Genomic DNA, 19,475 nt, shown 5'->3' with positions numbered 1-19,475 from the left:
AATAGCTCTTCTCTGTCGTCCCTCGCCTTGTAATCAGCCTATCCCTTACCCAGTTCCTCGATTAGCGTGACGAAAGTAACTCCCATCGCCTCTTATCTCCGGCAAACCAATTCCGCCGAACAAGAGCTATATGACTATTTGATGCACGCCGTCCAGAGCCATACCCCCGATGAGCTGCTCCAAGAATTCAAGCAATTTCTCCTTGAAGGACGCCAAGCGCCGACCCCCGAACTACACCAGGCCCTGATCACTATCCTCAAAACCCCTGGTGTCGAAGAAGATTTTAAATTCATTCTGAACCGCTGCTGCCACATCATTATCAACCGCTGGCAAATCCACCCCCAGCTCCAAAAATCGATCCCTCGGTTGGTTGAACTATTTGACTCTATCCCGCCGCCGAGCCTTTCGACGCCCCGCCTGACGAAATTACATCGCCAATTAGTGGCGGACTTTAGTACCTCCGAACAATATCTCACCCTGCAACGTTTGGCGCGGGTGGTAGAAGACGACGACAGTAAAAAGAAATTCACCTGGAATGACCAAAGCGTTTCGGTGGGTCAGTTAATTCAACGCTATCCCTATCTGTATGAACACTGCCTGCTCAGTGAAGATAGCAGCTTTGAACACCAGCAGACCGTCCGTCAGGTGCAAGCGAGAATTCAACGGGCCTTTGAGTTAGACCTTTCCAAATATGTCATGTATCAGGTGCGTTTGGCTCAACTGGCTCGCCGTAAGCATTCGATTCAGGATGCTAAACAAATGCTCCAGGGGGTGCAAAATCCCACTCTACTGACGGAGCGAGAGTTGGGAACTGCCTTGAAATATTTTGTGGGAAAACCGGAGCGGGGCCACAGCTACCGGGACTTATCCCAATATTTTTTACGCCGGACGACGGAAATTCTCTCCTACGAAGACTTTAAGCATGAGCTATTTAGTTACTTAATTTCTAGCGTCGATCAAAAGTATGGCAAGTTGCAGTTTAACCAGAGGCTCTACCAAAAGCTGCAAACCATGTTGCCGAACTACGATCACCAAAAACCCAATGAGTTGTTGATGATGCGCACGGCCAGTCAACTGCTCAATTATCTCATTGTGGAAAGTCCCCAGCGGCCAGAGCATTACGTTTTTGTAGATATGATCACGAACCTTGGCCCGACGGTGACGGTGGCATTGCTCCTGAAGTTGGTCTTGATGTGCGGTAAGGCGAAACCCCACCTCGAAAGGCGCTTTTCAATTCTCTTCAGCCACTACGAATCCCAATCCCAAGAGGGGGTACCTTGGCTGATCAAATCCTTAGAAAACCTCCACATTGCCCTCAGTGTGCATTTTGGTGATGCGGATGTGTCGTTTCTCAAGCAAATTATGTAAAGGGATTTACGATTACTTGCGGTGTTTAGGGGATTTTTCCGGAGTTTGGGGATGTTGGACGACCAAAACGGAACAGGGGGCATGGTGGAGTACGTAGCTGCTGACACTCCCTAAAAAGACTTCCCCTAGGCCCGTTAAACCCCGGCGTCCGAGGATAATTAGGTCGGTTTGTTGGTCTTTGGCGATCGCACAAATGGTTTCGCTGGGATCACCAATTTGTTGGTGGATGGTGGTTGCAATGCCTTGGGTGCGGGCTTGGTGAGCGAGGCTTTGGAGCCAATGATCGACATTGGTGAGGTGCTGCTGGAATTGTTCTTCTTGGAGGGCGATCGCCGTTGAATCGATCATCCCTCCGTAGGCCGCGAGGGAGCCGATTTCAGGCATCGCCACAGGTTGGGGCTGGACGCAGTGAAAAATGGTGAGGGCCGCTTGGAATTTTTCGGCGAAATTGAGGGCCTGGGCAAAGATGCTGGGATCTTCGGTGCGATAGTCGAGGGCCACGAGAATTTTTTGAATCGCCGTCGTCTGTGGCCCAGGGGTAGCGGTTTGGGCAGATGGGGTCGGTAACATAGCAGCGTCCTCCGACAGTGACAACAAAAGCAGTGCCTTTCTACTTCCAGTGTGTCATTCCATCGGGGAAATCCCAGGGCTTTGAGAGAAAAATTTATGTTGTCACCGGGGGGACAATGGCTAGTGATCGCAGACGGTTGAGGGCCGCCACCAGTTCAAATTTGCGGAAATAGCTCAAATCGGCCTGGGGATATTCACTGAGAATATCAAGTCCTTCCGCTTCGATATCGCCTAAAACCCGGTTCAACATTTCTGTAAGGGTGAGATTATCTTGGCCATACCGATCACGACCGTAGAGAATACCAAGGGCGATCGCCCGCAGTTGGGTCGTTTCAACTAACTGTTCCACGGCACTGAGGTCAATGTCTTCGGTACCAAACCCAAGGCGACTGGTATCGCGCACTTTAATGGTGACGGCCCGTTTTCCCCGACTGGCATCAATGCTCTCGGCCGCAGGAACACGGGGGGTAATGGTGCCAAATTGTGTACCTCCTTCTAGGCGTCTTTCGGTTTTGTGGTTGGCGGCAATGTGTTTAGCGGTGGCGGTGACATCCTGGGGTTGAAAATTATCCATGGCGATCACCGTATCGGCCACATCGAAATAATCGCCACTGCCCCCCATCACGAGAATTGTCGAAACCCCATGATCTTGGTAGAGTTGGCGCACCTTATCCACAAAGGGGGTAATCGGTTCTTTGTCCTTGTGGATGAGCTGTTGCATGCGGCGATCGCGGATCATAAAATTCGTGGCGGATGTGTCTTCGTCTAGCAGTAAAGCCGTTGCTCCCACTTCTAATGCTTCGATAATGTTGGTGGCCTGGGAGGTACTACCACTGGCATTATTGCTCGAAAAAGTCTGGGTCGATTGGCCCTGGGGCAATTGGTTAATGAACGGTGAAATATCGACACTGGCGATGCTGCGTCCGTCCTCGGCCCGAATTTTTACAGCGTTAGCATCGGTGATCACCCATTCCCGCCCGTCCCCCGGCAGATGGTTATACACCCCCAATTCAATTCCTTTGAGCAGGGTTGATTTACCATGGTAGCCGCCCCCAACGATGAGGGTAATGCCCTGTTTGATCCCCATCCCTGTGATTGGGCCATGGTTTGGGCAGTCAAAGCTCACCGCAAGTTCTGGGGGACTCTGGAAGGGAATTACATTTTCTGTTAAAGGATGGGCATCGACACCGCTCTGTCTGGGTAAAATCGCCCCATTGGCAATGAAGGCAACAAGACCCCGTTTCGCCAGTTCACTGCGGATCCAGTCGGCATCTTCGCTAGTTTCGACGTGGGTTTTTAGGGCAGCGGCGTTGAGATTCTGGAAAAGCAAGGACTTTTGCACAATCTGGGGTAGGTCGTAGCACAGCATTTCCTCTGCTTGGCGACCTAAAATCGACCGTCCCTTAGCGGGTAAACCCACCCAAAAACGTACTTCTAAGTCCTGGTCATCAATAAATACAGCAGTGCGTTCTAATATTTCCTGGGCGGGTTCTACCCCTTGGATCAAGCCGCTTTTGCCCGTCCCCCGGAAGCCACTAAAGTCTTTGGCCACTTGATAAAACTGCCTGGTGAGGTAATCCCGTAGGGCAATTTCTCGACTGAGGCTGTTGTAGAGGGCAGAGGGAAACTGGGCGATCGCCTGGGGGACAATCACACTGCACTGGGTCGGAGCGGCAAAGGGATCTCCCTGGACGTAATCAATGATCAGTGTGAAGTCTGGGAAGCTGTACTCCCCTTTTATCTGTTTGTAGGCCTTATATCCCCGGCTATCGAGTGCAAACAGGAGCGCGGAAAGATCGGCTTGGCTTTTCATAGATCAACTGGCAAACGCACTAAAATCAAGTGGCTGAGAAACGGATGATGTGCTCTCCAGATTACACTTTAGGGCCGATGCAACCCAAATTTTCCTTCTAGAAATTGTCCTTCTGCCTGACCAAAACACGCTACAGTAAATGTGATTCTTGCCATTGTTTTTTCGTGTCATCATTGCATCCATGCGCTATTGGTTGATCAAATCAGAACCCAGTGAATATAGTTTGGCGGATTTGGCTGCCGATGGGACAGAACTCTGGGATGGGGTGCGGAACTATCAAGCCCGGAATTTTTTACAGCAAATGGAAAAAGGCGATCGCCTCTTTTTTTACCACTCCAACACCAAACCCCCCGGTATCATCGGCCTTGCTAGCGTCACCCAAGCGAATCTGGTTGATCCGAGCCAATTTAACCCGGAAAGTAAATATTTTGACCCCAAGGCGACCCCAGAAAAACCCCGCTGGTACACCGTCGAAGTGGGCTACCAAGAAACCTTTGCCGAGATCATCACCCTGGATCAACTCAAGACCAGCTTTACCCCCGAAGAATTTGCCGTGGTGCGGCGGGGTAATCGTCTTTCTGTGATGCCCGTTCCTGAAACCGTTGCTGAACGACTCCTGGCGATGGTGTCTTAGCTAAAGCTTGTTTGTGACCATAGAAAAAGGTAAAAGGTGATTCCCAAACCCTTTACCCATTAAAGCTTTAAATTTTGTCTTGCTGGAAGTGATACCAGAGTTAATTCTGGGCTTGGACTTGCAGGAGGTGGACAGAGCCAGCCGGAATTTCGACGATCCGGAGGTCATCAGGGGAACCCATGCCGGAGAGAATCCCTACCGCCGCGCCGAGGAAGCCAAACTGTTGTTGGGTACCAATACTTGTGCCAGCAGCCCCAGCCAAAGAGGTGGTGAGATTTCCCCAAACGGCACTGTTTTGCTTGGCCATTTCTTGGGCGGTGCGCTGGGTGACGGTGCGGCCAGGAATCATCGTACTACTTTGGGCTTGAATATTCACCACTTGGCCATTGACGATAATCGAATCAGCAACGAGGATTGCGCCATCTTTATGGGGTTTAACCCGTAGGGTAATGGGGGTATTTGCTGGGGCAAGCAGTTCTCCCGATGCACTCCGGAGGTCTTGGAATAACGGCAGGGTCAAAGGATAGTCATCTTTTTGGCCGACATCGACAACGACAGCACTGGGAAAGTTCACCAAAATGGCACTGGCGGGGCTGAGTTTTGCCATCAGGGAAGTGGGGGCAGCGGGGGTGACGGAAGGCGTTGCAAGGGTCGTCGGCGTAGGTGAGTGATGATTCGGGGAAGAGTTAATCGGTGCTGCGGCAACGGTTTGGGTAGTGGTATCGGTGCTGCCAGTGCGGGCTTCGAGACCAGCAAGGCGGGCTTTGAGTTGTTGCAATTGGACTTCAAGGGAAGGCTCGGCGATCGCCCCTTGGGGGTTGGCAAAAGCGGGGGCCGGGGTACCCATTACCAAGAGAGACAGAAAAGGAATCGTTGCAGACTTGAGGAGGCGTTGGTAGAGAGAGGATTGAAACAACATGACAGGTTCTTCCAGTAAAAATAGCGGCTTCGAGGGGTGCGGGAGAATCATCACCTTGGCTCGATGCTGGGTAGTAGTTACTGGCTTAGGGAACTGATGCAGTTTTTTAGGATCAATGCCTCTATTGATAACGGACGGTGAAGTTGTTATCGACGGGCAAAGCTTCGTAGGGATAGCAACTAGGGAACGGCTCGAATCGCTGTTCGAGGGTACGCACATGGCTTAGGGCCGCCTGATCAATAATGTTGGCACCGCTGGACTGGGCTACCTGGAGATTTTGGACGCGACCATCTTTCGTGAGGAGATAGTTAACTTCGGTGCGCCAGACCCCTGGGGACGGCGGATAGGGGGGCCGCCAGGTATTGCCCATGGTGGCTTTGAGGTTGGCTAGATAAAAATCCACCTCAGCTTGACAGGCTAAACTCAGGTCGGCCATGTCCGGGGTATCGGTGGCGGCCGTATTTTGATTGAGATCCCGAAACGCGATTAGGTGATTATCGATGTCCTGGGAAACGGGAGCCGGTAACTGGGACTCGCGCCAGATCTCAGGGTTTAAAAATTCCTGTAAGTCTGGGGAATTGGCGATCGCCTCGGTGGGGTTAAAAGGCTCCACTTGATCTTGACCGTCACCCAAATTGAAATAACGCTCACCACTACGGAGCCGCAAACCCTCTGGATATTGGGCTGAAATAATCAAAATTTCCCCTTGGAGCGTTTCAATGGCCTGGAGATTATCGTCAACAACAGCCCTGAGCAAAATTGGGTCAGTTCCCAGGGGCTGAATCGTGAGAGAGGCTTCCTTGCTCTCCGAAGAATCCTGGGATAGTTGTTTGCTGGCAGCACCGGATTTCTGCTGTTGTTTAGGGGCCGCTGAACTCCGTCCTGGACTGAGATGGACACCATATTTACAGCCGCGATTGTTCCCCTGACGCCAACTGAGGGTCACTTTGCCGCCGACAATGACGCAGGGAAAGCGGTACTCTGTTTGCTGTTGGTCTGGCCCCGCCTGTAACAGGAGGCCATCATAACTTTGGCCACCGCCCACGAACGCAAGGCGCGCTAGGGAACGGTTATTGCCGGGGACGATTAAGGCTTGACTTTGGTTGGTCAGACGATTGCCCACGCGGGCCGGGTTGGGGCGTTGGTTGCCATTTTGGAGTAAGAGGCGATCGCCCTGGAGAGAAGCAATTTGACTGGCATTGGGGGTGCTGGCCTGGAGGAAGGGGGTAAAACCCAGAAGCCCCAGAAGCGCAACATTCAATAACGTAATGGGCTTAAACATAGTTTTTTAGTAGAACGAAGGACTATCGGGATAAATTTCCGGGGATGAATTTGGATTTTCGGGGGGGAGATCGTTGGAATTGTTTTCAGGTTCGGGATCAGTCGGTAAATCCGGTAAGGCAAACTGACACCGCTCAAACTCACGGATAAAGTCCTCGGCCCGTTGCTGGAGTCGCGTCAGTTGTGGCCCCTCAGGAGCATTGACATCGTTTAGCCAACTGGCCTCCGGTTGCGCCAAAAAAACATAGGGGTTGTTGGTAAAGTCCCAGGCCCCCGGCGCGATTGTTTGGGCTTCCTGGAGAAAACTTTGGAGAGCGGTGAAGTAGTTTTCGCAAAAACCGCCATTATTTGTCCCAGCGGTATTTCCGGTCGGCGGTTGCTGGACGGGGGGACGGATCGGCCAGCCGGAGTCGGGGGTAGTCGGAGCATTGGCCAGGGTTTCTTCTTGGGGAAGCCAACTACTGGGGGCGAGAAATTCTTGCAATTCGGGGGAATTGAGAATGGCCGTCGCATTAATCGGTTCCACCTGGGGGCTGGCGTTAGGGTTCGTCCCATCGAGGCTGTAGCGTTGGCCAGGCTGGAGCGTAAATCCCCTGGGGTGAGCCGCCGAAGTGAGGGTGATTTCGCCAACTAGGGCATCAACAATCTGGCGATCGCCTAGGGTGCGGGCCTGGAGGATCACTTCATTGCTGTCCTTGGGCTGGATGACGATCCCCTCGATAACCTTTGTCGTCGCCTTTTCTTTTTCTGTTTGTTTCAAGCCTTTTTTATTGCTGCGGTTGGGGCTGAGATAAATCCCTTCTTCACAACCGCGATTATTGCCCTGACGCCAACTGAGGGTGACTTTACCCCGACTGACGACACAGGGAAATTGATAATGGGTTTGTTGGAGATCGGGGCCAGCTTGCACCGCTAAACCAGCATAATTTTGGCCGCCCCCCACAAAGGACAACCGCGCCAGGGAGTAGTTATTGCCGGGGACAAGGAGAGTTTGACTACGATTTTCGAGGCGATCGCCGATCCGGGCAAAGCTGGGCCGTTGATTCCCCCGTTGGATCATGAGGTAATTTCCCCGCACGGAAACAATTTGGCTGGCTTGGGGCAAGGTCGCCACGGCCAAGGACGTAAAACCGAGGCAACAAAGGCTACTCAGGAGGGCAATTTTTGGGGGCTTCACGGTATTTTTCCTCAATGGTTTGGCTAAATAATGCGTCAAATTATTCATAGGGATCAGCGGATTCTGGGGCCACTTGGCAAGCTTTCAGTTGCGTGGCGATCGCCTCGTAATCCCCCACAAAAATTGTTTCTGTCAATGTTCTGCCTTGGAGGGGCGCACAGGTCGGGGCGGCATAAAAGGAGCGATCGCCGTAGAAACCACATTGTTGATCGGTGTGGTCACGCCAGAGGGCTTCAAGGTCTTGGAGAAGCTGACAGGGGAGTTGCTGGGCTTCCGTCGGGTTATTGATTTCCCCGTCCTGGTTGAGGTCAGCGTTTGTTCCCTGGGGACGTAAAAGGAGGCCATAAGTTTCCCGTAATGCCCCAGGGGTATATTGATCTTCATAATCCAAAAGGTTAGTTTCGGGCTTGAGACTGCCAAATTCTCCCTGGGCGAGGGCGGTTTCGAGGGTAGGCAATTTTTGCTGTTGGATCAGCGCAACCAATTGTTGTTCTGTTTGGCTGGCAAGGTCTTGTAATTCCTGCTGCTGGGCCGCCGCTAAATCAGGTCGTGCCTGGAGTTTGGTGATCTCCTGCAAAATTTTCTGGTAATAGGCGATCGCCAAATCAAAGTCCCCCGTATTTTGTCGCCGTTGGGCAATGGTCAGGAACCGGGGTAAATCCCGGAGGAGGGTCGGGGTTGTGGCCGAGCTATTAATCGAAATCGTCTCGATAATTTTGAGCGATCGTTGGCGTTCCCACCAAGTCCAGCCCCCCGCTAAACCTAGCAATACCAAAGCCACAGAAGAAAGCACCGCCAGTTTTTGGGCACCACGCCGAATTTTCCGTTCCTGGTCGAGTTCCCGTTGTTGCCGTAGGGCGATCGCCGTTTCCTCTTGGGTACGCAAATCCAGACCCAAGTTGATAAAAAACCGTTGGGCATCACTGAGGCGATCGGGACTTTTATCCAGCCAAAACTCTGCCTCCACCAAGGGCGCTTGTCGCAACAGATAACCGTCGCTGTTGTTGTGACTTTCCCATTGCTCAATGGCGTTATTTAAACGGGTTTGCCACCGTAGGAAATCAGCATTGTCGGCAATCCAACCCTGGAGACGTTGCCAGTGACGAATTAACGCTTCATGGACAATTTCGACAGTTTCAGTGTTGCGGATCGGGTCACGGTTCGTCGTCAACAGCCGTTCTGAAGCTAATTGCAACGCGAGAGGCCAGGCTTTAATTTCTGTTTGCGGCAGAATCCGTCGGGTAGCCTCCGCCCCTTCCCGCACTTGGATCAGTTGCAAAAAGAGGGCTTGCACCTGGGGCCGCTGGTCAGCGGAGAGTTTTCCATAAACCTGTTCCGCATAATCCCGGAGCGCGGCGGTAATTCCCCCCAGATTTTCGTAGGCGGTATGGGTAAGCCAACCTTTCTCTTGGTGGGGCCACAGTTGGGTCAGGGCAAATTCAAGGAGGGGTAAATTCCCCACCTGGTCTTGTACTTCTGTGATTATTTTTTCTACTAAACCCGGCTCAAACCTTACTCCCATCAGGGCTGCGGGTTGGGCGATCGCCGCCTGGAGCTCCGTACGGGAAAGGGGCAGCAAAAATTCTGGTTCATGGCGTTGCCAGAGTTTCCCCAGGCCGGGATGTTCTAGCACTGGCCCGACACAATCAGCCCGCAGAGTAAGCAGCACCACAAACTGGGGCGCTTCTTGGATGGCAGCCACCAACAGATCTAAAAATTGCCGCTGTGCCTCTGGGTGATTAAGGGTAAAAAGTTCCTCGAATTGATCGATAATCAGCAGTCGGCGGGTTTGCCTTGGTTGGGTTTGCTGAATTTGTCCTAACGCTGTCCCTAAACTTTGAGTATCCCCTCGGAAGGATTGCAACAATTTTGTTTCTGAAATATCGGGCTGCCACATTGCCACGGCATGGGCCAACCTTGCTACGGGATCATTTTCGGGACGCATCACCTGGATCGCCCAGTTGTACCTAGCATCCTGTCGCAACTGGGGCACAATCCCCGCAAACACCAGGGACGATTTCCCACTACCGGACGCCCCCACCAACGGTAACAGCGGTTGGCTTTGGAGCTTTTCTATCAACTTTTCTCGCAAACTTTCCCGCCCGAAATAAACCGCCGCATCCTGTTCCTGGAAGGTATTTAAACCGCGATAGGGACAGGGGGGCAAACCACCGAGTTGCAACCAAGTGGGGGGAAGGAGAGCACTATTTTGGCAAATGATTGGTAGCCAAGCCGCCCCAGGATAATCATTTTCTAGGCCTTGCAGTTGGCGGCGAGCCTGTTTCACTGCTTGATAAAGGGGCAGTTGGGCGATCGCATAACCTTCGAGAAAACGCTGAAAAAAGTCCTGGGCGACTCGATTCGGCACCGGTTCGCGCATCACAATGGTCACGGGAATCTGGAGATTACCTAAACTATTCGCCAAACCCAACCCATCACAGGAGTTGAAAATTGCCAACTGCAACCCCCGTGCCAAGGCTGTGCGGAGGCCTTCCTGTAAATGCTCCAGGGTCAAGCTGCGGTGTTCTGGCCCGTCGTGGAGATAGAGGCGGCCCGTTTGTTGTTCTGTTTGACTGTGGCCCGCAAAAAATAAAATATCCCAGCCCTGGTCATCCCAGAGGGCCGCATCAAATTCCTGGCGGGTGGGCTGCGTTAAAAATTGCACCTCCGCATCGGGAATTTCAGAGAGTTGTTGTTGTTCCGCCGTCAGATCGATGCCCTGGCTACTACCGAGGATCGCCAAAATGCGTACCTGTTGCCGTTTTTTCTGGGGGGTGATTTCTTTTAAACGGTAGAACTGGGGCTGACTGAGGGCCACTTCCGCCAGGGGATAATCCACCAAAAATTGCCAACCCTGCCAGGGCAAGTGGTGCAAGTGCGGGTCATCCGTCTGCAAAATTAACCGCAGGGGCATCTCTGGGGAAAGATGCGATCGCAGTGCCTGGACAATGGGCGTAAATCCGGGGCTGAGGAGCCATTCATTCAGTTGTCGTTGGAGCCGTTGGGACAAGTCCTCAAAGCTGACCTGGGACACATGGGTAACGGCGTCTTCTTCGATTTCAAAATCATCATCATCATCGTCAAAACTGCGCATTCCCTCGGCCTGTCGCTGCCGTCCCAATTGCAGCCGCTGGGCGAGGGCGAGATAAACCGTTTGCCATTGCTGCAGACTATTGAGCAGGTCTGGGAAAGCGGGCAGTTGCCCAACAAATTGCTGGGGTAAAGGGACATCCATCTCCCAAATCTGGGCTGTGATTGTCGGAAACCCTTCAGTGAGGTTCCCTCGACCAAAGGCCAGGGAAATGGTGACGCTAGCATCACTGAGCCAATTAAATTTCAAAGGTTTCGTTGACGGTGCAACCATCGCCGCTTACCTCCACTTGAAATACTTTACCGGGAACACCCTTGAATGGTTTGAGTTGGATGTAGCTGTCCTGTTGGCGACTGGTGATTGTTTGCAGCACCTTGCCGGATTTTGACTTGAGGGAAATACTTAAGTCTGCCGGGAGATACTCTGCCTCAAAGGGGAGGAGTCGTGCCTGGATGCGAACTTTATCGTCTTCGTCGGTGGGGGCGAGGGTAACGAGGAGAACCACCTGTTCATTGCCCAGGCTCAAACCAAGATCGAGAAGCTTTCCGGCTTGGATATCTTCGCTGAGGTTACGGGTGGCAAAGGCGAGCTGGGCTTCAGGCAGCATCAACTGATCGAGGGCCTGCCAACCTTGATCGAGGACATTATCAAACCAGTTGCCGAGTTTGGTAGCGGTTTCGGTGACTTGGGCTTTCAGTTCCGCGAAGGCATTCACGGGGAGGGGAATGGCGGCGGGGGAAAAGTAACGGCAGTCAGCGAGGAAATGATTCAGTTCGGCATCAAAGTGATCGAGGCTGAGGCAATAATGGCCATCCCGTTTGGGGGCAGTTTGCAGGCGATCGCTCCGGCTGATCCCCCTGAGAATGACAGTTTCTGCTTCTTCATCCACTTCGACAATGCCGTAGAAATGGGCGGCGAGTTCCGGTTGTTCAAGATATTCCTGGGGCCAGAGTACCTGTTCGTCGAGGTAGTCACTCTGGGCTAAAAGACAAACTTTAAAACCTCCTACGGTCACATAGGCCACCTGGGGCAGATGGGTCAGATCCCGTTGGCGACGTTTTTCTGGGAGGCGATCGCCAAGCCAATTTTCAAAGGCCACTAACCCCAGCCCGTTTAAATAAGCCTGCCACTGGTCAGCTTCTGGCAAATTTCCAGCAGGCCAGGTTTGGACGAGGGCATAGTCAAGCTCGCTGAGGGTAATTTCTTCGGGGATCAGTAGGCGGAATTCAGATTGGGTGAACATTTTGGGGCTCCTCGGCGTCAAGCAAGATTAGGGGTTAGTTTGGGGTGGCATTCGTTAAGTAATGCTTTAGTTTTTGGGCGTAGGCACTGTCGAAGCGACGGTTCTTGCCACTGCGGATTTCGGCGGCGGCCTCCGTAAACAGTTCTTGGTCTACAAATTGTTCTAGTTGCTGGCAAAGGGAACTTAGGTAGTTTGGGTCGGGTTCCGGGCCAGTGAGTCCCTTTTGGCGAGCGAGATCGAGGAGTTTGGCGAGCAATTTTTCCGTGGTTTGGCGGCGCACTTGATTCAGCAGATCGCCGGGGTTGAGGATACGGCGGGCTTGATCCCAGCTACTCATGCCCAGTTGGGGGGCAATTTCGGCGAGGGATTGGGCCTCGATGTAATAGAGAGAAAGACCTTGCAAATAGCGATCAGCAAAAGGTTTGTAGCGTTTGCTCTTGGCAAGTTTTTGTTGTTTTTGTTTGAGGTTGTCCTGGAGGCTCTCGTCAAAGGCGATCGCCAATTGGTCATGCAAAAATTGGATTAGCTCCCGTTGTTCGAGGTTCCCTTCATCGAGGCTTTCGTGGGGGAGATCCCGCCGGGGAGCATAGTCACCACTGTCGGCGTCGTAGGTTTCTAAACTTTCCCGCGATCGCCAAATATCATACTGCCGCAACTGTTCCGCAAGGCGATGCAAATCCCCCAGGAGTAACTTCGGGGCGCGGCTCGGATAACCCTGGTCAACGCAGTAGGCATCCATTTCCAAAAGTTGTGCTTCCGTGGGGGTTTGGCACTTGGTGCGTTGTTTCGTCTGTTGGCGGCGATCGCGACGATACACCCCATGGAAAGCCTTCAGCAGACATTGATCCGCAGGCGCTAACTGCTCAAACTGACTTTTGCGGGCGCGGTTTAACAAGGCCCAATCCGTGAGGTGCTGAAACCCAAATTCCGCTAAAAAAGCCCGAATCTCTGGATGTTGTTTCGTTTTCAAAAAAGCCCAATTTTTCAAACTGAGTTTGTTTTCCCGTTGAGCCCCATAGGAGCGGAGAATTTCCACCGCAAAAATCTGAAACTGACAGGGGCTAAGTTGGGCCGCTTCGTTGAGTTGGACTTGATTGCTGTCCGTGGCCTCATCAATCAAAATTAACCTCTGGCCGTCGTCGTGGAGCACCAGAGGCAAAAGGTCTTGGTAAGAAAAATTCTGTTGGGCACTAAATAAACTCGCGAGGCGTTGGCAACTTTGGAGAATCGGTTGGGAGACGTAACACCGTAAACATAGCCCTGCTAATGCCTGATAATATGATTCCCCTTGGTTGCCTTGAAAGACCTGGAGGAGCTGCTCTGGTAAAGTGTTAGCCGAAAAAGTTGTGGTCTCTAACCAAGTTTGGGCGGTCGGGAGCGGTGCCCAGTGGTATCCTTGGCGATGCTGGAGACTGATGCGGTATAGGTGCCAGTACTGCTTCGGATAACTCATGATCTCCCCTTGGGTTCCCCATTCAAGCAAAAATGCATAGCGGTGTTTTTGTAAGTATCATTATCCTGTCGCTATACATCTTAATTGAGCTTTTTCTTAACTGATACAAGCGGGAATTCGTCTTCCTCGCACACAGTTTATTGTGACGAGCAGGGAGGGGATGAAAGCGAGTTAGACTCATGCTACTATAAGTTTGTCTTGACCACTTCTCCCTAAGCGAAAACCAAGCTAAACGGGCAGTGTTGCAAGAAAAGAATTTTGGCCTTCGGAACGAGGGTTTTCCGCCTATCGCCAGAATGTAAGACTCGCTATTTTTCGGAGTAGAAAGCAGTTCTTTGGGTAGGAAGCTTCTTTATGCTAAAGCGAGGAAGGAGTAGTTCACCAACCGGTTACCAAGCCAACATATTCCCCAAAAGACCTTGGCGCAAATTGGAATCATTTACATAGCGCACGTTTTCTAGCTGTTGGTAGGTGGCGTAACGGTGGGCTTCTGCTTGGATAACGGCGGAGCAATCCTTGGCACTCATGGAACCGATGGTTTGCATGCCCCAACCGGTATTTTGGGCATCGATATGCTGGGTCGTGGTACTGTCCGGGGTGCTGGTGCTATCGGTCACTGTGGCCTCGTTATGGAAACTGTTCACCTGGGTCATGTCTTCCATTTCCTGGGTATTACAGAATTCTTTGGCCTCTTCTACGCTTAGCCAGGGTTGATAGTCGTCGGCGATCGCCCCAGGGACAAAACTAAGGGGCAGTAACATTGTTAAGCCAAAAACAGCGAGCTTGTGAGTTGTGTTAAACATGGTTGGTTTCTCCGGGGGCGAGTAAAAAGTAAGTGGTCGATTTAAGGGCTGAGGGGTAATCCCAGGGACTCCATGAAATTTGGATCATGGGCAGGACTATAGATATCAATGGGAACACTAATTTGGGTGCCAATGGTCGGACTTTGGATGCCGTAGGGAGCCAGGGGACTTGCGCCATTGCCATCAACAAAGTGACTACTGGTGCGTTGTTGGGTGGCGTTACCGGAGCCGACATAAAGCTGGCTGCTCGTGTTGGTCGTGGTATTGCCCCAGCAGGGTTGGTTGCCTGTGCCCATAAAGACTTGGTTACTTTGGTTAGCGGGAGTTTGAGAACCGTGGATTGCCACTTGGAGGGACACATCGGTCATCACACAGGCGGCCTGGGCAGGCATCCCGATAGAAGTCACGGGTACAAGCAAGGAAGGGGTAAAGATAATCCAGAAGGGGGAACCAGCAAAGAGAATTTTCATTGATTTGGCCTCGGTGAAGGGAACAGGGGAAAAACAGGGCAGTTGTGAACGGAGAGTTGGGTTAAACCACTGCCCTGGTGTTGGTCTTAGAAAGAAAAAATAGAGCTTTGGTTTTGGAAGCTGTTCTGGAAACTGCTGTTGTTGACGCTGTTGCCGAAACCAATCCCCGCGCCTGTTTGGCTGGCACCCACCTGGGCAACGCTGGCATTATTGCCAAACCCAAAGGCGTCGGATTGGAGTTGGGTGCTGGATTGACCGAGGTTGTTGTTGACGTTGTTGAAAAAGCCATCAGCCACGGCAGTTTGGGAACCGACGATTGTAGACTGGGCGCCGTTGTTACCACCACTAAAGAAGCCGCTTTGGTTTTGGAAATTTGATTGGCCCATGGTATTAGAAGTGGAGTTCCCCACACCGACGGCGGCACTAGTTTGATTAGAAATCATTGTGCTGCTAGAAACATTATCAGCTTTAGCGGGTTGAGCGATACTTAGAACACCGAGAGCGAGGAAAGCACCAGCGGTAGCCAGTTTGAGGGATTGGGGACGAGAGAAAGTGAAAGTAGTCATGGGTCAGTTACCTGTTGATTGATTGTTGTGTGTTGCCAGGTGATAGTGACCAGAAATTTTGCTTATGCAGTTTTTTATCTTTCGCCCCAGAAAATTTTCTAGAAAAGTTCAGCGGCGATCGCCTTGAGGGGGGATTCCGTTGTGATCGGTTTTTTCTCAGAAGGAACAAGGGTAAAGTCGGGTTCGAGGAGAGCATCGTCCACCCAGCCGGAAAAATAATCCACGGTGGTACTGTCTAGGTCGAGGGCAAAAAGTGTTAAGTCTCCCCGCAGGGCATTGAGATCTTGAATCCCTTCAGGGTTATAGCCCTGCTCACTAATGCCCACTGGCCCCAGGCCCACCTGTTGCCCCATCACTTCATCAAAACTCCGCCCAAAGCGATCGCCTGCCCAATGCCATTCTTCGCCGGGCCAGTAGAGACGATCTTCCCAAGGCAACAAATCCGCACCGGGTTCACTGTCCCACTGGAAAGCCCCTTCCGGTACCGTCACCCGAAAACCCGTGGGATAAGCAACTTCAAAACGCCCTTTTTTCGGCTGTTCATGGGCAATGCCAAAGGGGACGGTACTCGCCCACCAGAGCACTTCGGCGGTATCTGTGGTTAGGGTGGTGCTGGGAGTTTCTGCCAACAGACTGCGATAAATAGGTAAACCTGACTCTGGCACTTGTGCTTCTAGGGCAAAGCGCCAACAATTCCACGCGTCCCACTGGTCAATATTGCGCCACTGAATGTTGCAAATGCCGTTCCCCGTCGCCGCCCAGAGCACATCGCCCTCAGCGTGGAGTTGGGTGGGAATCGCCCCGATCAAGGGACTGTTGTGAATCGTGTGAAACGAGATTTTGCTATCACGCCAATCTTGATTAAATTCATAGGCCACCAAGCCCCGTGCGGGAATGAGGCTTGAACCTTCGGCGGCATATTTTGTCCCCAACCAAAGAGTTGTTTGATCGTCGTTGGTTGTGGCCTGGAGGTCAGTAATTTGGGTGGCGATCAGTTCGTCCGGCTGCTGTAATTCGAGGCTGCCGGTGCTTGGTTCATAACGAATCAGGCTACTCAAACCGCTAAAACCTTCCCCTTGCTCTGAGGAAACCGCAAAAAATAACGTGTCTTCGACAGGAATGGCCGCTGTCACCGTGGGAATGCCTAGATCCGCGCCAATGCCACTGGCCCGCAACTGTTCGAGGGTATAAAGATCTAAGGCGATCGCCTCGGTTTCCCCTGGGGGAATCAGTTCAAAAATTGCCTTTTCGGGGGGATTCTCAAAATCTAAAAAAGGATTTGGCCGTAAGAGGACACGGTATTGATAGGCTTCTCCCGCTAGCTCGACCGTTTGAAACGCCGGATCTTCCCCTGCTAAAAGCAACTCCTGATCCTGAACGGCATTAGAGGTGTTGTCCGTGGTTGGTGGCAGAATTGCCCAACTCTGGGTTTCCCGACAAAAAACCAATTGATGATGCCGAGTTTGCACCGTCACAGTATCTGAATCGGCTTGAATGTCCCACGCCGTAAAATCGAACTGATCTGCCACTGACAGATCCGCTTGGATCGTTAATCGCTGGGCTGCTCCATCGGTGCTGGGACAATTGGCCGGGGTAGATGGCGCTGTTACGTCCCCTGGCTGTTCCTCCAAACTAATAGACTGTCCATTACAAGCACCAAGGCAAATTAACCCAACCCAAACCCAAGGCGATCGCCCCAACCCATTTTGTCTAGCCCATAAACTTTGTCGCATCACCTTTACTGACTCCCTAAAACTATTGAAATAAATTTCCCTGCCGTTTTCACCTGAGAAAGTTTGCCAGGGGAAAGCTTGTGGCTTATTTTGATAAAGATTTCTTGTTTGTTCCCTTACCTAATCCCAATTCTGAGCCGAATTTAACCATGGCGCAAATCCGCATCGACCCCCTGGCGATCCAACTCCAAACCCTCGAAACCGAAACTCTCCTCAAGGCGCTCCTGCGGGCCAAAGTTCACCTCGATGCCATCTGTGGCGGCAAAGGCTATTGCGGTACCTGTGTCGTTCATGTTGTTAGTGGTGCGACCCAACTTAGTCCGGTGACGGCCCAAGAACAAACCATCCTCAACAATCTAAAAAAATCTAGCGACACCTATCGCCTCAGTTGCCAAGCCTATGTGCGTGACGGAGAAACCGTTGTTTGTGACCTACCATCCCGCACCCTCACAAAGTTACAACAAATTCTCGATCGTCTGAAAAATCGCTATGCCCCGAAAGATATCCGCCACCCCCGCACCGGAGAACTGCTTGTTAAGCAGGGGGGCATTGTGACTCAGGATATTCTCGAACGCCTGTTGAGTGCCTGAAGTCCTTTTCTAGAAAAAAATATAAATTTTCATTAAGAAACAATTAAGTTTTGTTGATTGATTGTGGGTTCCGCCGGGGGTCTGAGATTTCCATGCTATGTTTGGTTTCCATAACAAAGTCCTAGTCTTATAACTCTCGTTTTTTAAGGGGTTTCTTAGATATCGTCCAAAATCCAGGACTTTCAAAGGGTTCTAGTCCCCTTTGAGAATGTGTAATGAGTTAACTCGATTTTTAGCCATGCTAACCAAACAAATTGCGGACTTGGACGTTTGAATTGCTTGGTTCCAGTGGTGCCCCCTAAAAAATTAGATTTAGACATCGACAATGTTGTCGCCAATGACAATTTGTTGAGTTTTGTATCGTCGTTTGCTTGTTCCAAGCTACCGCCTATGGTTGGTACATCTACTTTGCACAACCAGATCATTCTCATCGCGGAAATGAATGAGCGCGTGTATAAGCCCATTGCCACGCAGCTCACCCGCGCTGGAGCCGTTGTTTGCGTCTCTGAGACAAGGCAGGCTTTACTCGAAGAATGCGACCGTCGTCATCCCCAGTTACTGTTACTGGGCACGCTCCCCCATACCAACAGTCTCGATTTATTTCGGCAATGTCGAGATTTTTGGCAAGATTTACCCGTGGTACTCCTCGCCCACCAACCCCTAGTCAATGATTACTTTCGTGATTGGGCGCTGAAACAGGGGGTGCGAGCGGTACTCAGCAGCTATGTGCAACATCTCGCCCAGTTACAAGCTACGGTCCAAGATATTTTGTTTCCTCTGTTAGAGCCCGTTGCCGCCACGGCCAAGCGCACCATGCCGCCCACCCCAATCCCAGTGGTCACAAATCCAGCTAAGGGTACGGATATTTCTCGGGCCAGGGCCATTATTGCTTTGAATCAAATTAGTGAATTTAGTCAAAAGTATTTTGGGAACCTTGCCATCGGTAATTATTGGCGAAAAGCCCAGCAAACGCTCCAGTCAGAACATCCCCTTTTGGACTGTTGGGTGGTGGATCACTGGGGCAGTTTTGATCCAGAGCAAGGGGCGATCGCCTCTCCCGAACCGCACCTCAGTCAGGCCGAACTACAGAGCCTCAAAGTATGGGTAGCGACCTTTACCCAAGAGTGCGAACGCATTGTTGTAGACTTTGCCCAATTGCTCCGCCAATATGCCCTCAGCGAAGCTGATTGTCGCTTTCTCCTTTAAATTTTTTACCCCCCCAATTCCCCGTGAATAAAATCTCAATCCAACCCCTCGATAAAACCGTTCCCGTCCAGGGCCAAGAGACCTTGCTTGATGTGCTACTCCGGGAAGACATGAGTGTCATGCAGGCCTGTGGAGCCCAAGGGCGCTGTGCCACTTGTCATATTTACGTCAAATCTGGGGGGGAAGCCCTCAGCCCGATGAATGACCAAGAACGACTGACCCTCAGTTTTATTGCCACCGCCCAAGCCAATTCTCGCCTTGCCTGTCAAACGAAGATCTGTGGTGATGGGGCCGTTATCGAAGTGCCCAGGGGGATGTACATCGGTTCCATGGGCGAGCTCAAATCCCTCGTTGGCACCCGCGCTAATCAAAATATTATTCACCCTTTGACCGGAGAAATTCTTGTCGAAGAAAACAAATTAATTCTGCGCTCGGCCCTCGAAAAAATGGCCAATATTGATGCGGCTTTAGAAACCAATCTTTTGGATGTGTTCCAACCCTCTTCTGTGTCAAATATTGCCAACTACTTTGATTAGTTTTGGCTTTTCTCGCTTTTTT

The 19,475-nt window shown here is 51.6% G+C and carries 17 protein-coding genes; 5 read left to right on the top strand and 12 right to left on the bottom strand.

Annotation, left to right across the window (positions count from 1 at the left end; translation table 11 throughout):
* The first annotated feature begins 66 nt into the window (after positions 1 to 66).
* Positions 67 to 1,368: a Sll1247 family protein gene (locus tag FEK30_RS03120; RefSeq protein WP_030007381.1), complete on the top strand. Its 1,302-nt coding sequence runs from the start codon at positions 67 to 69 to the stop codon at positions 1,366 to 1,368.
* A 12-nt stretch (positions 1,369 to 1,380) separates the two neighbouring features.
* Here the strand turns inward: FEK30_RS03120 and FEK30_RS03115 are convergent, their stop codons facing one another.
* The gene (locus tag FEK30_RS03115) at positions 1,381 to 1,938 is read right to left on the bottom strand and encodes a universal stress protein (RefSeq protein WP_138071746.1); all 558 of its coding nucleotides are present in this window, start codon (positions 1,936 to 1,938) and stop codon (positions 1,381 to 1,383) included.
* A gap of 94 nt (positions 1,939 to 2,032) precedes the next feature.
* Positions 2,033 to 3,751: an ABC-ATPase domain-containing protein gene (locus FEK30_RS03110; RefSeq protein WP_138071744.1), complete on the bottom strand. Its 1,719-nt coding sequence runs from the start codon at positions 3,749 to 3,751 to the stop codon at positions 2,033 to 2,035.
* A 181-nt stretch (positions 3,752 to 3,932) separates the two neighbouring features.
* On the opposite strand from FEK30_RS03110, the gene FEK30_RS03105 reads away from it, so the two are divergent.
* A complete protein-coding gene (locus tag FEK30_RS03105; protein ID WP_030007384.1) occupies positions 3,933 to 4,385 on the top strand; it encodes an EVE domain-containing protein in 453 nt (150 codons plus the stop codon).
* Positions 4,386 to 4,485: 100 nt separating this feature from the next.
* Here the strand turns inward: FEK30_RS03105 and FEK30_RS03100 are convergent, their stop codons facing one another.
* The 10 genes from FEK30_RS03100 to FEK30_RS03055 all read right to left on the bottom strand — a co-directional run bounded on the left by FEK30_RS03100 (position 4,486) and on the right by FEK30_RS03055 (position 17,121).
* Positions 4,486 to 5,304, bottom strand: a complete 819-nt coding sequence (locus FEK30_RS03100; RefSeq protein WP_138071742.1) for a hypothetical protein — start codon at positions 5,302 to 5,304, stop codon at positions 4,486 to 4,488.
* A 121-nt stretch (positions 5,305 to 5,425) separates the two neighbouring features.
* On the bottom strand, positions 5,426 to 6,586 hold the full coding sequence (locus tag FEK30_RS03095; RefSeq protein ID WP_138071740.1) for a TonB family protein: 1,161 nt from the start codon (positions 6,584 to 6,586) through the stop codon (positions 5,426 to 5,428).
* A 6-nt stretch (positions 6,587 to 6,592) separates the two neighbouring features.
* Complete coding sequence (locus FEK30_RS03090; protein ID WP_138071738.1) at positions 6,593 to 7,810, bottom strand: hypothetical protein; 1,218 nt, start codon at positions 7,808 to 7,810, stop codon at positions 6,593 to 6,595.
* Complete coding sequence (locus FEK30_RS03085) at positions 7,803 to 11,126, bottom strand: nSTAND1 domain-containing NTPase (RefSeq protein ID WP_138071736.1); 3,324 nt, start codon at positions 11,124 to 11,126, stop codon at positions 7,803 to 7,805. Before FEK30_RS03085 ends, FEK30_RS03090 begins: the two co-directional genes overlap by 8 nt.
* Positions 11,092 to 12,096 (bottom strand): DUF1822 family protein, encoded by a 1,005-nt coding sequence (locus FEK30_RS03080; protein ID WP_138071734.1) that lies wholly within the window; start codon positions 12,094 to 12,096, stop codon positions 11,092 to 11,094. Before FEK30_RS03080 ends, FEK30_RS03085 begins: the two co-directional genes overlap by 35 nt.
* Positions 12,097 to 12,130: 34 nt before the next feature.
* Complete coding sequence (locus tag FEK30_RS03075; protein ID WP_138071732.1) at positions 12,131 to 13,549, bottom strand: hypothetical protein; 1,419 nt, start codon at positions 13,547 to 13,549, stop codon at positions 12,131 to 12,133.
* Positions 13,550 to 13,938: 389 nt separating this feature from the next.
* Positions 13,939 to 14,352: a hypothetical protein gene (locus tag FEK30_RS03070; RefSeq protein WP_012308275.1), complete on the bottom strand. Its 414-nt coding sequence runs from the start codon at positions 14,350 to 14,352 to the stop codon at positions 13,939 to 13,941.
* A 41-nt stretch (positions 14,353 to 14,393) separates the two neighbouring features.
* Positions 14,394 to 14,822 carry a hypothetical protein gene (locus FEK30_RS03065; protein ID WP_138071730.1) on the bottom strand — a complete coding sequence of 143 codons (429 nt, stop codon included), beginning with the start codon at positions 14,820 to 14,822 and terminating at the stop codon, positions 14,394 to 14,396.
* An 86-nt stretch (positions 14,823 to 14,908) separates the two neighbouring features.
* Entirely contained in the window at positions 14,909 to 15,388 is a 480-nt protein-coding gene (locus tag FEK30_RS03060; protein WP_012308273.1) for a hypothetical protein, read from the bottom strand.
* A 98-nt stretch (positions 15,389 to 15,486) separates the two neighbouring features.
* Positions 15,487 to 17,121: a hypothetical protein gene (locus FEK30_RS03055; RefSeq protein WP_138071728.1), complete on the bottom strand. Its 1,635-nt coding sequence runs from the start codon at positions 17,119 to 17,121 to the stop codon at positions 15,487 to 15,489.
* A gap of 80 nt (positions 17,122 to 17,201) precedes the next feature.
* On the opposite strand from FEK30_RS03055, the gene FEK30_RS03050 reads away from it, so the two are divergent.
* The 3 genes from FEK30_RS03050 (at position 17,202) to FEK30_RS03040 (ending at position 19,453) form a co-directional block, all read left to right on the top strand.
* Positions 17,202 to 17,711 carry a 2Fe-2S iron-sulfur cluster-binding protein gene (locus FEK30_RS03050; protein WP_138071726.1) on the top strand — a complete coding sequence of 170 codons (510 nt, stop codon included), beginning with the start codon at positions 17,202 to 17,204 and terminating at the stop codon, positions 17,709 to 17,711.
* Positions 17,712 to 18,101: 390 nt separating this feature from the next.
* Positions 18,102 to 18,917 carry an ANTAR domain-containing protein gene (locus tag FEK30_RS03045; RefSeq protein ID WP_138071724.1) on the top strand — a complete coding sequence of 272 codons (816 nt, stop codon included), beginning with the start codon at positions 18,102 to 18,104 and terminating at the stop codon, positions 18,915 to 18,917.
* A gap of 23 nt (positions 18,918 to 18,940) precedes the next feature.
* Positions 18,941 to 19,453: a 2Fe-2S iron-sulfur cluster-binding protein gene (locus tag FEK30_RS03040; RefSeq protein ID WP_030007395.1), complete on the top strand. Its 513-nt coding sequence runs from the start codon at positions 18,941 to 18,943 to the stop codon at positions 19,451 to 19,453.
* Positions 19,454 to 19,475 lie beyond the last annotated feature (22 nt).

Origin of the sequence: Picosynechococcus sp. PCC 11901 (genome assembly GCF_005577135.1) — a bacterium.
Classification (GTDB): domain Bacteria; phylum Cyanobacteriota; class Cyanobacteriia; order Cyanobacteriales; family MRBY01; genus MRBY01.
Note: the sequence above shows the minus strand (reverse complement) of the source record. Positions and strands in the feature narration are given on the sequence as shown.

Coding starts and splice junctions, on each gene's coding strand:
- FEK30_RS03115 (WP_138071746.1), bottom strand. CDS start 1,938: ATGTTACCGACCCCATCTGCCCAAACCGCTACCCCTGGGCCACAGACG.
- FEK30_RS03110 (WP_138071744.1), bottom strand. CDS start 3,751: ATGAAAAGCCAAGCCGATCTTTCCGCGCTCCTGTTTGCACTCGATAGC.
- FEK30_RS03105 (WP_030007384.1), top strand. CDS start 3,933: ATGCGCTATTGGTTGATCAAATCAGAACCCAGTGAATATAGTTTGGCG.
- FEK30_RS03100 (WP_138071742.1), bottom strand. CDS start 5,304: ATGTTGTTTCAATCCTCTCTCTACCAACGCCTCCTCAAGTCTGCAACG.
- FEK30_RS03095 (WP_138071740.1), bottom strand. CDS start 6,586: ATGTTTAAGCCCATTACGTTATTGAATGTTGCGCTTCTGGGGCTTCTG.
- FEK30_RS03090 (WP_138071738.1), bottom strand. CDS start 7,810: ATGAATAATTTGACGCATTATTTAGCCAAACCATTGAGGAAAAATACC.
- FEK30_RS03085 (WP_138071736.1), bottom strand. CDS start 11,126: ATGGTTGCACCGTCAACGAAACCTTTGAAATTTAATTGGCTCAGTGAT.
- FEK30_RS03080 (WP_138071734.1), bottom strand. CDS start 12,096: ATGTTCACCCAATCTGAATTCCGCCTACTGATCCCCGAAGAAATTACC.
- FEK30_RS03075 (WP_138071732.1), bottom strand. CDS start 13,549: ATGAGTTATCCGAAGCAGTACTGGCACCTATACCGCATCAGTCTCCAG.
- FEK30_RS03070 (WP_012308275.1), bottom strand. CDS start 14,352: ATGTTTAACACAACTCACAAGCTCGCTGTTTTTGGCTTAACAATGTTA.
- FEK30_RS03065 (WP_138071730.1), bottom strand. CDS start 14,822: ATGAAAATTCTCTTTGCTGGTTCCCCCTTCTGGATTATCTTTACCCCT.
- FEK30_RS03060 (WP_012308273.1), bottom strand. CDS start 15,388: ATGACTACTTTCACTTTCTCTCGTCCCCAATCCCTCAAACTGGCTACC.
- FEK30_RS03055 (WP_138071728.1), bottom strand. CDS start 17,121: ATGCGACAAAGTTTATGGGCTAGACAAAATGGGTTGGGGCGATCGCCT.
- FEK30_RS03045 (WP_138071724.1), top strand. CDS start 18,102: ATGGTTGGTACATCTACTTTGCACAACCAGATCATTCTCATCGCGGAA.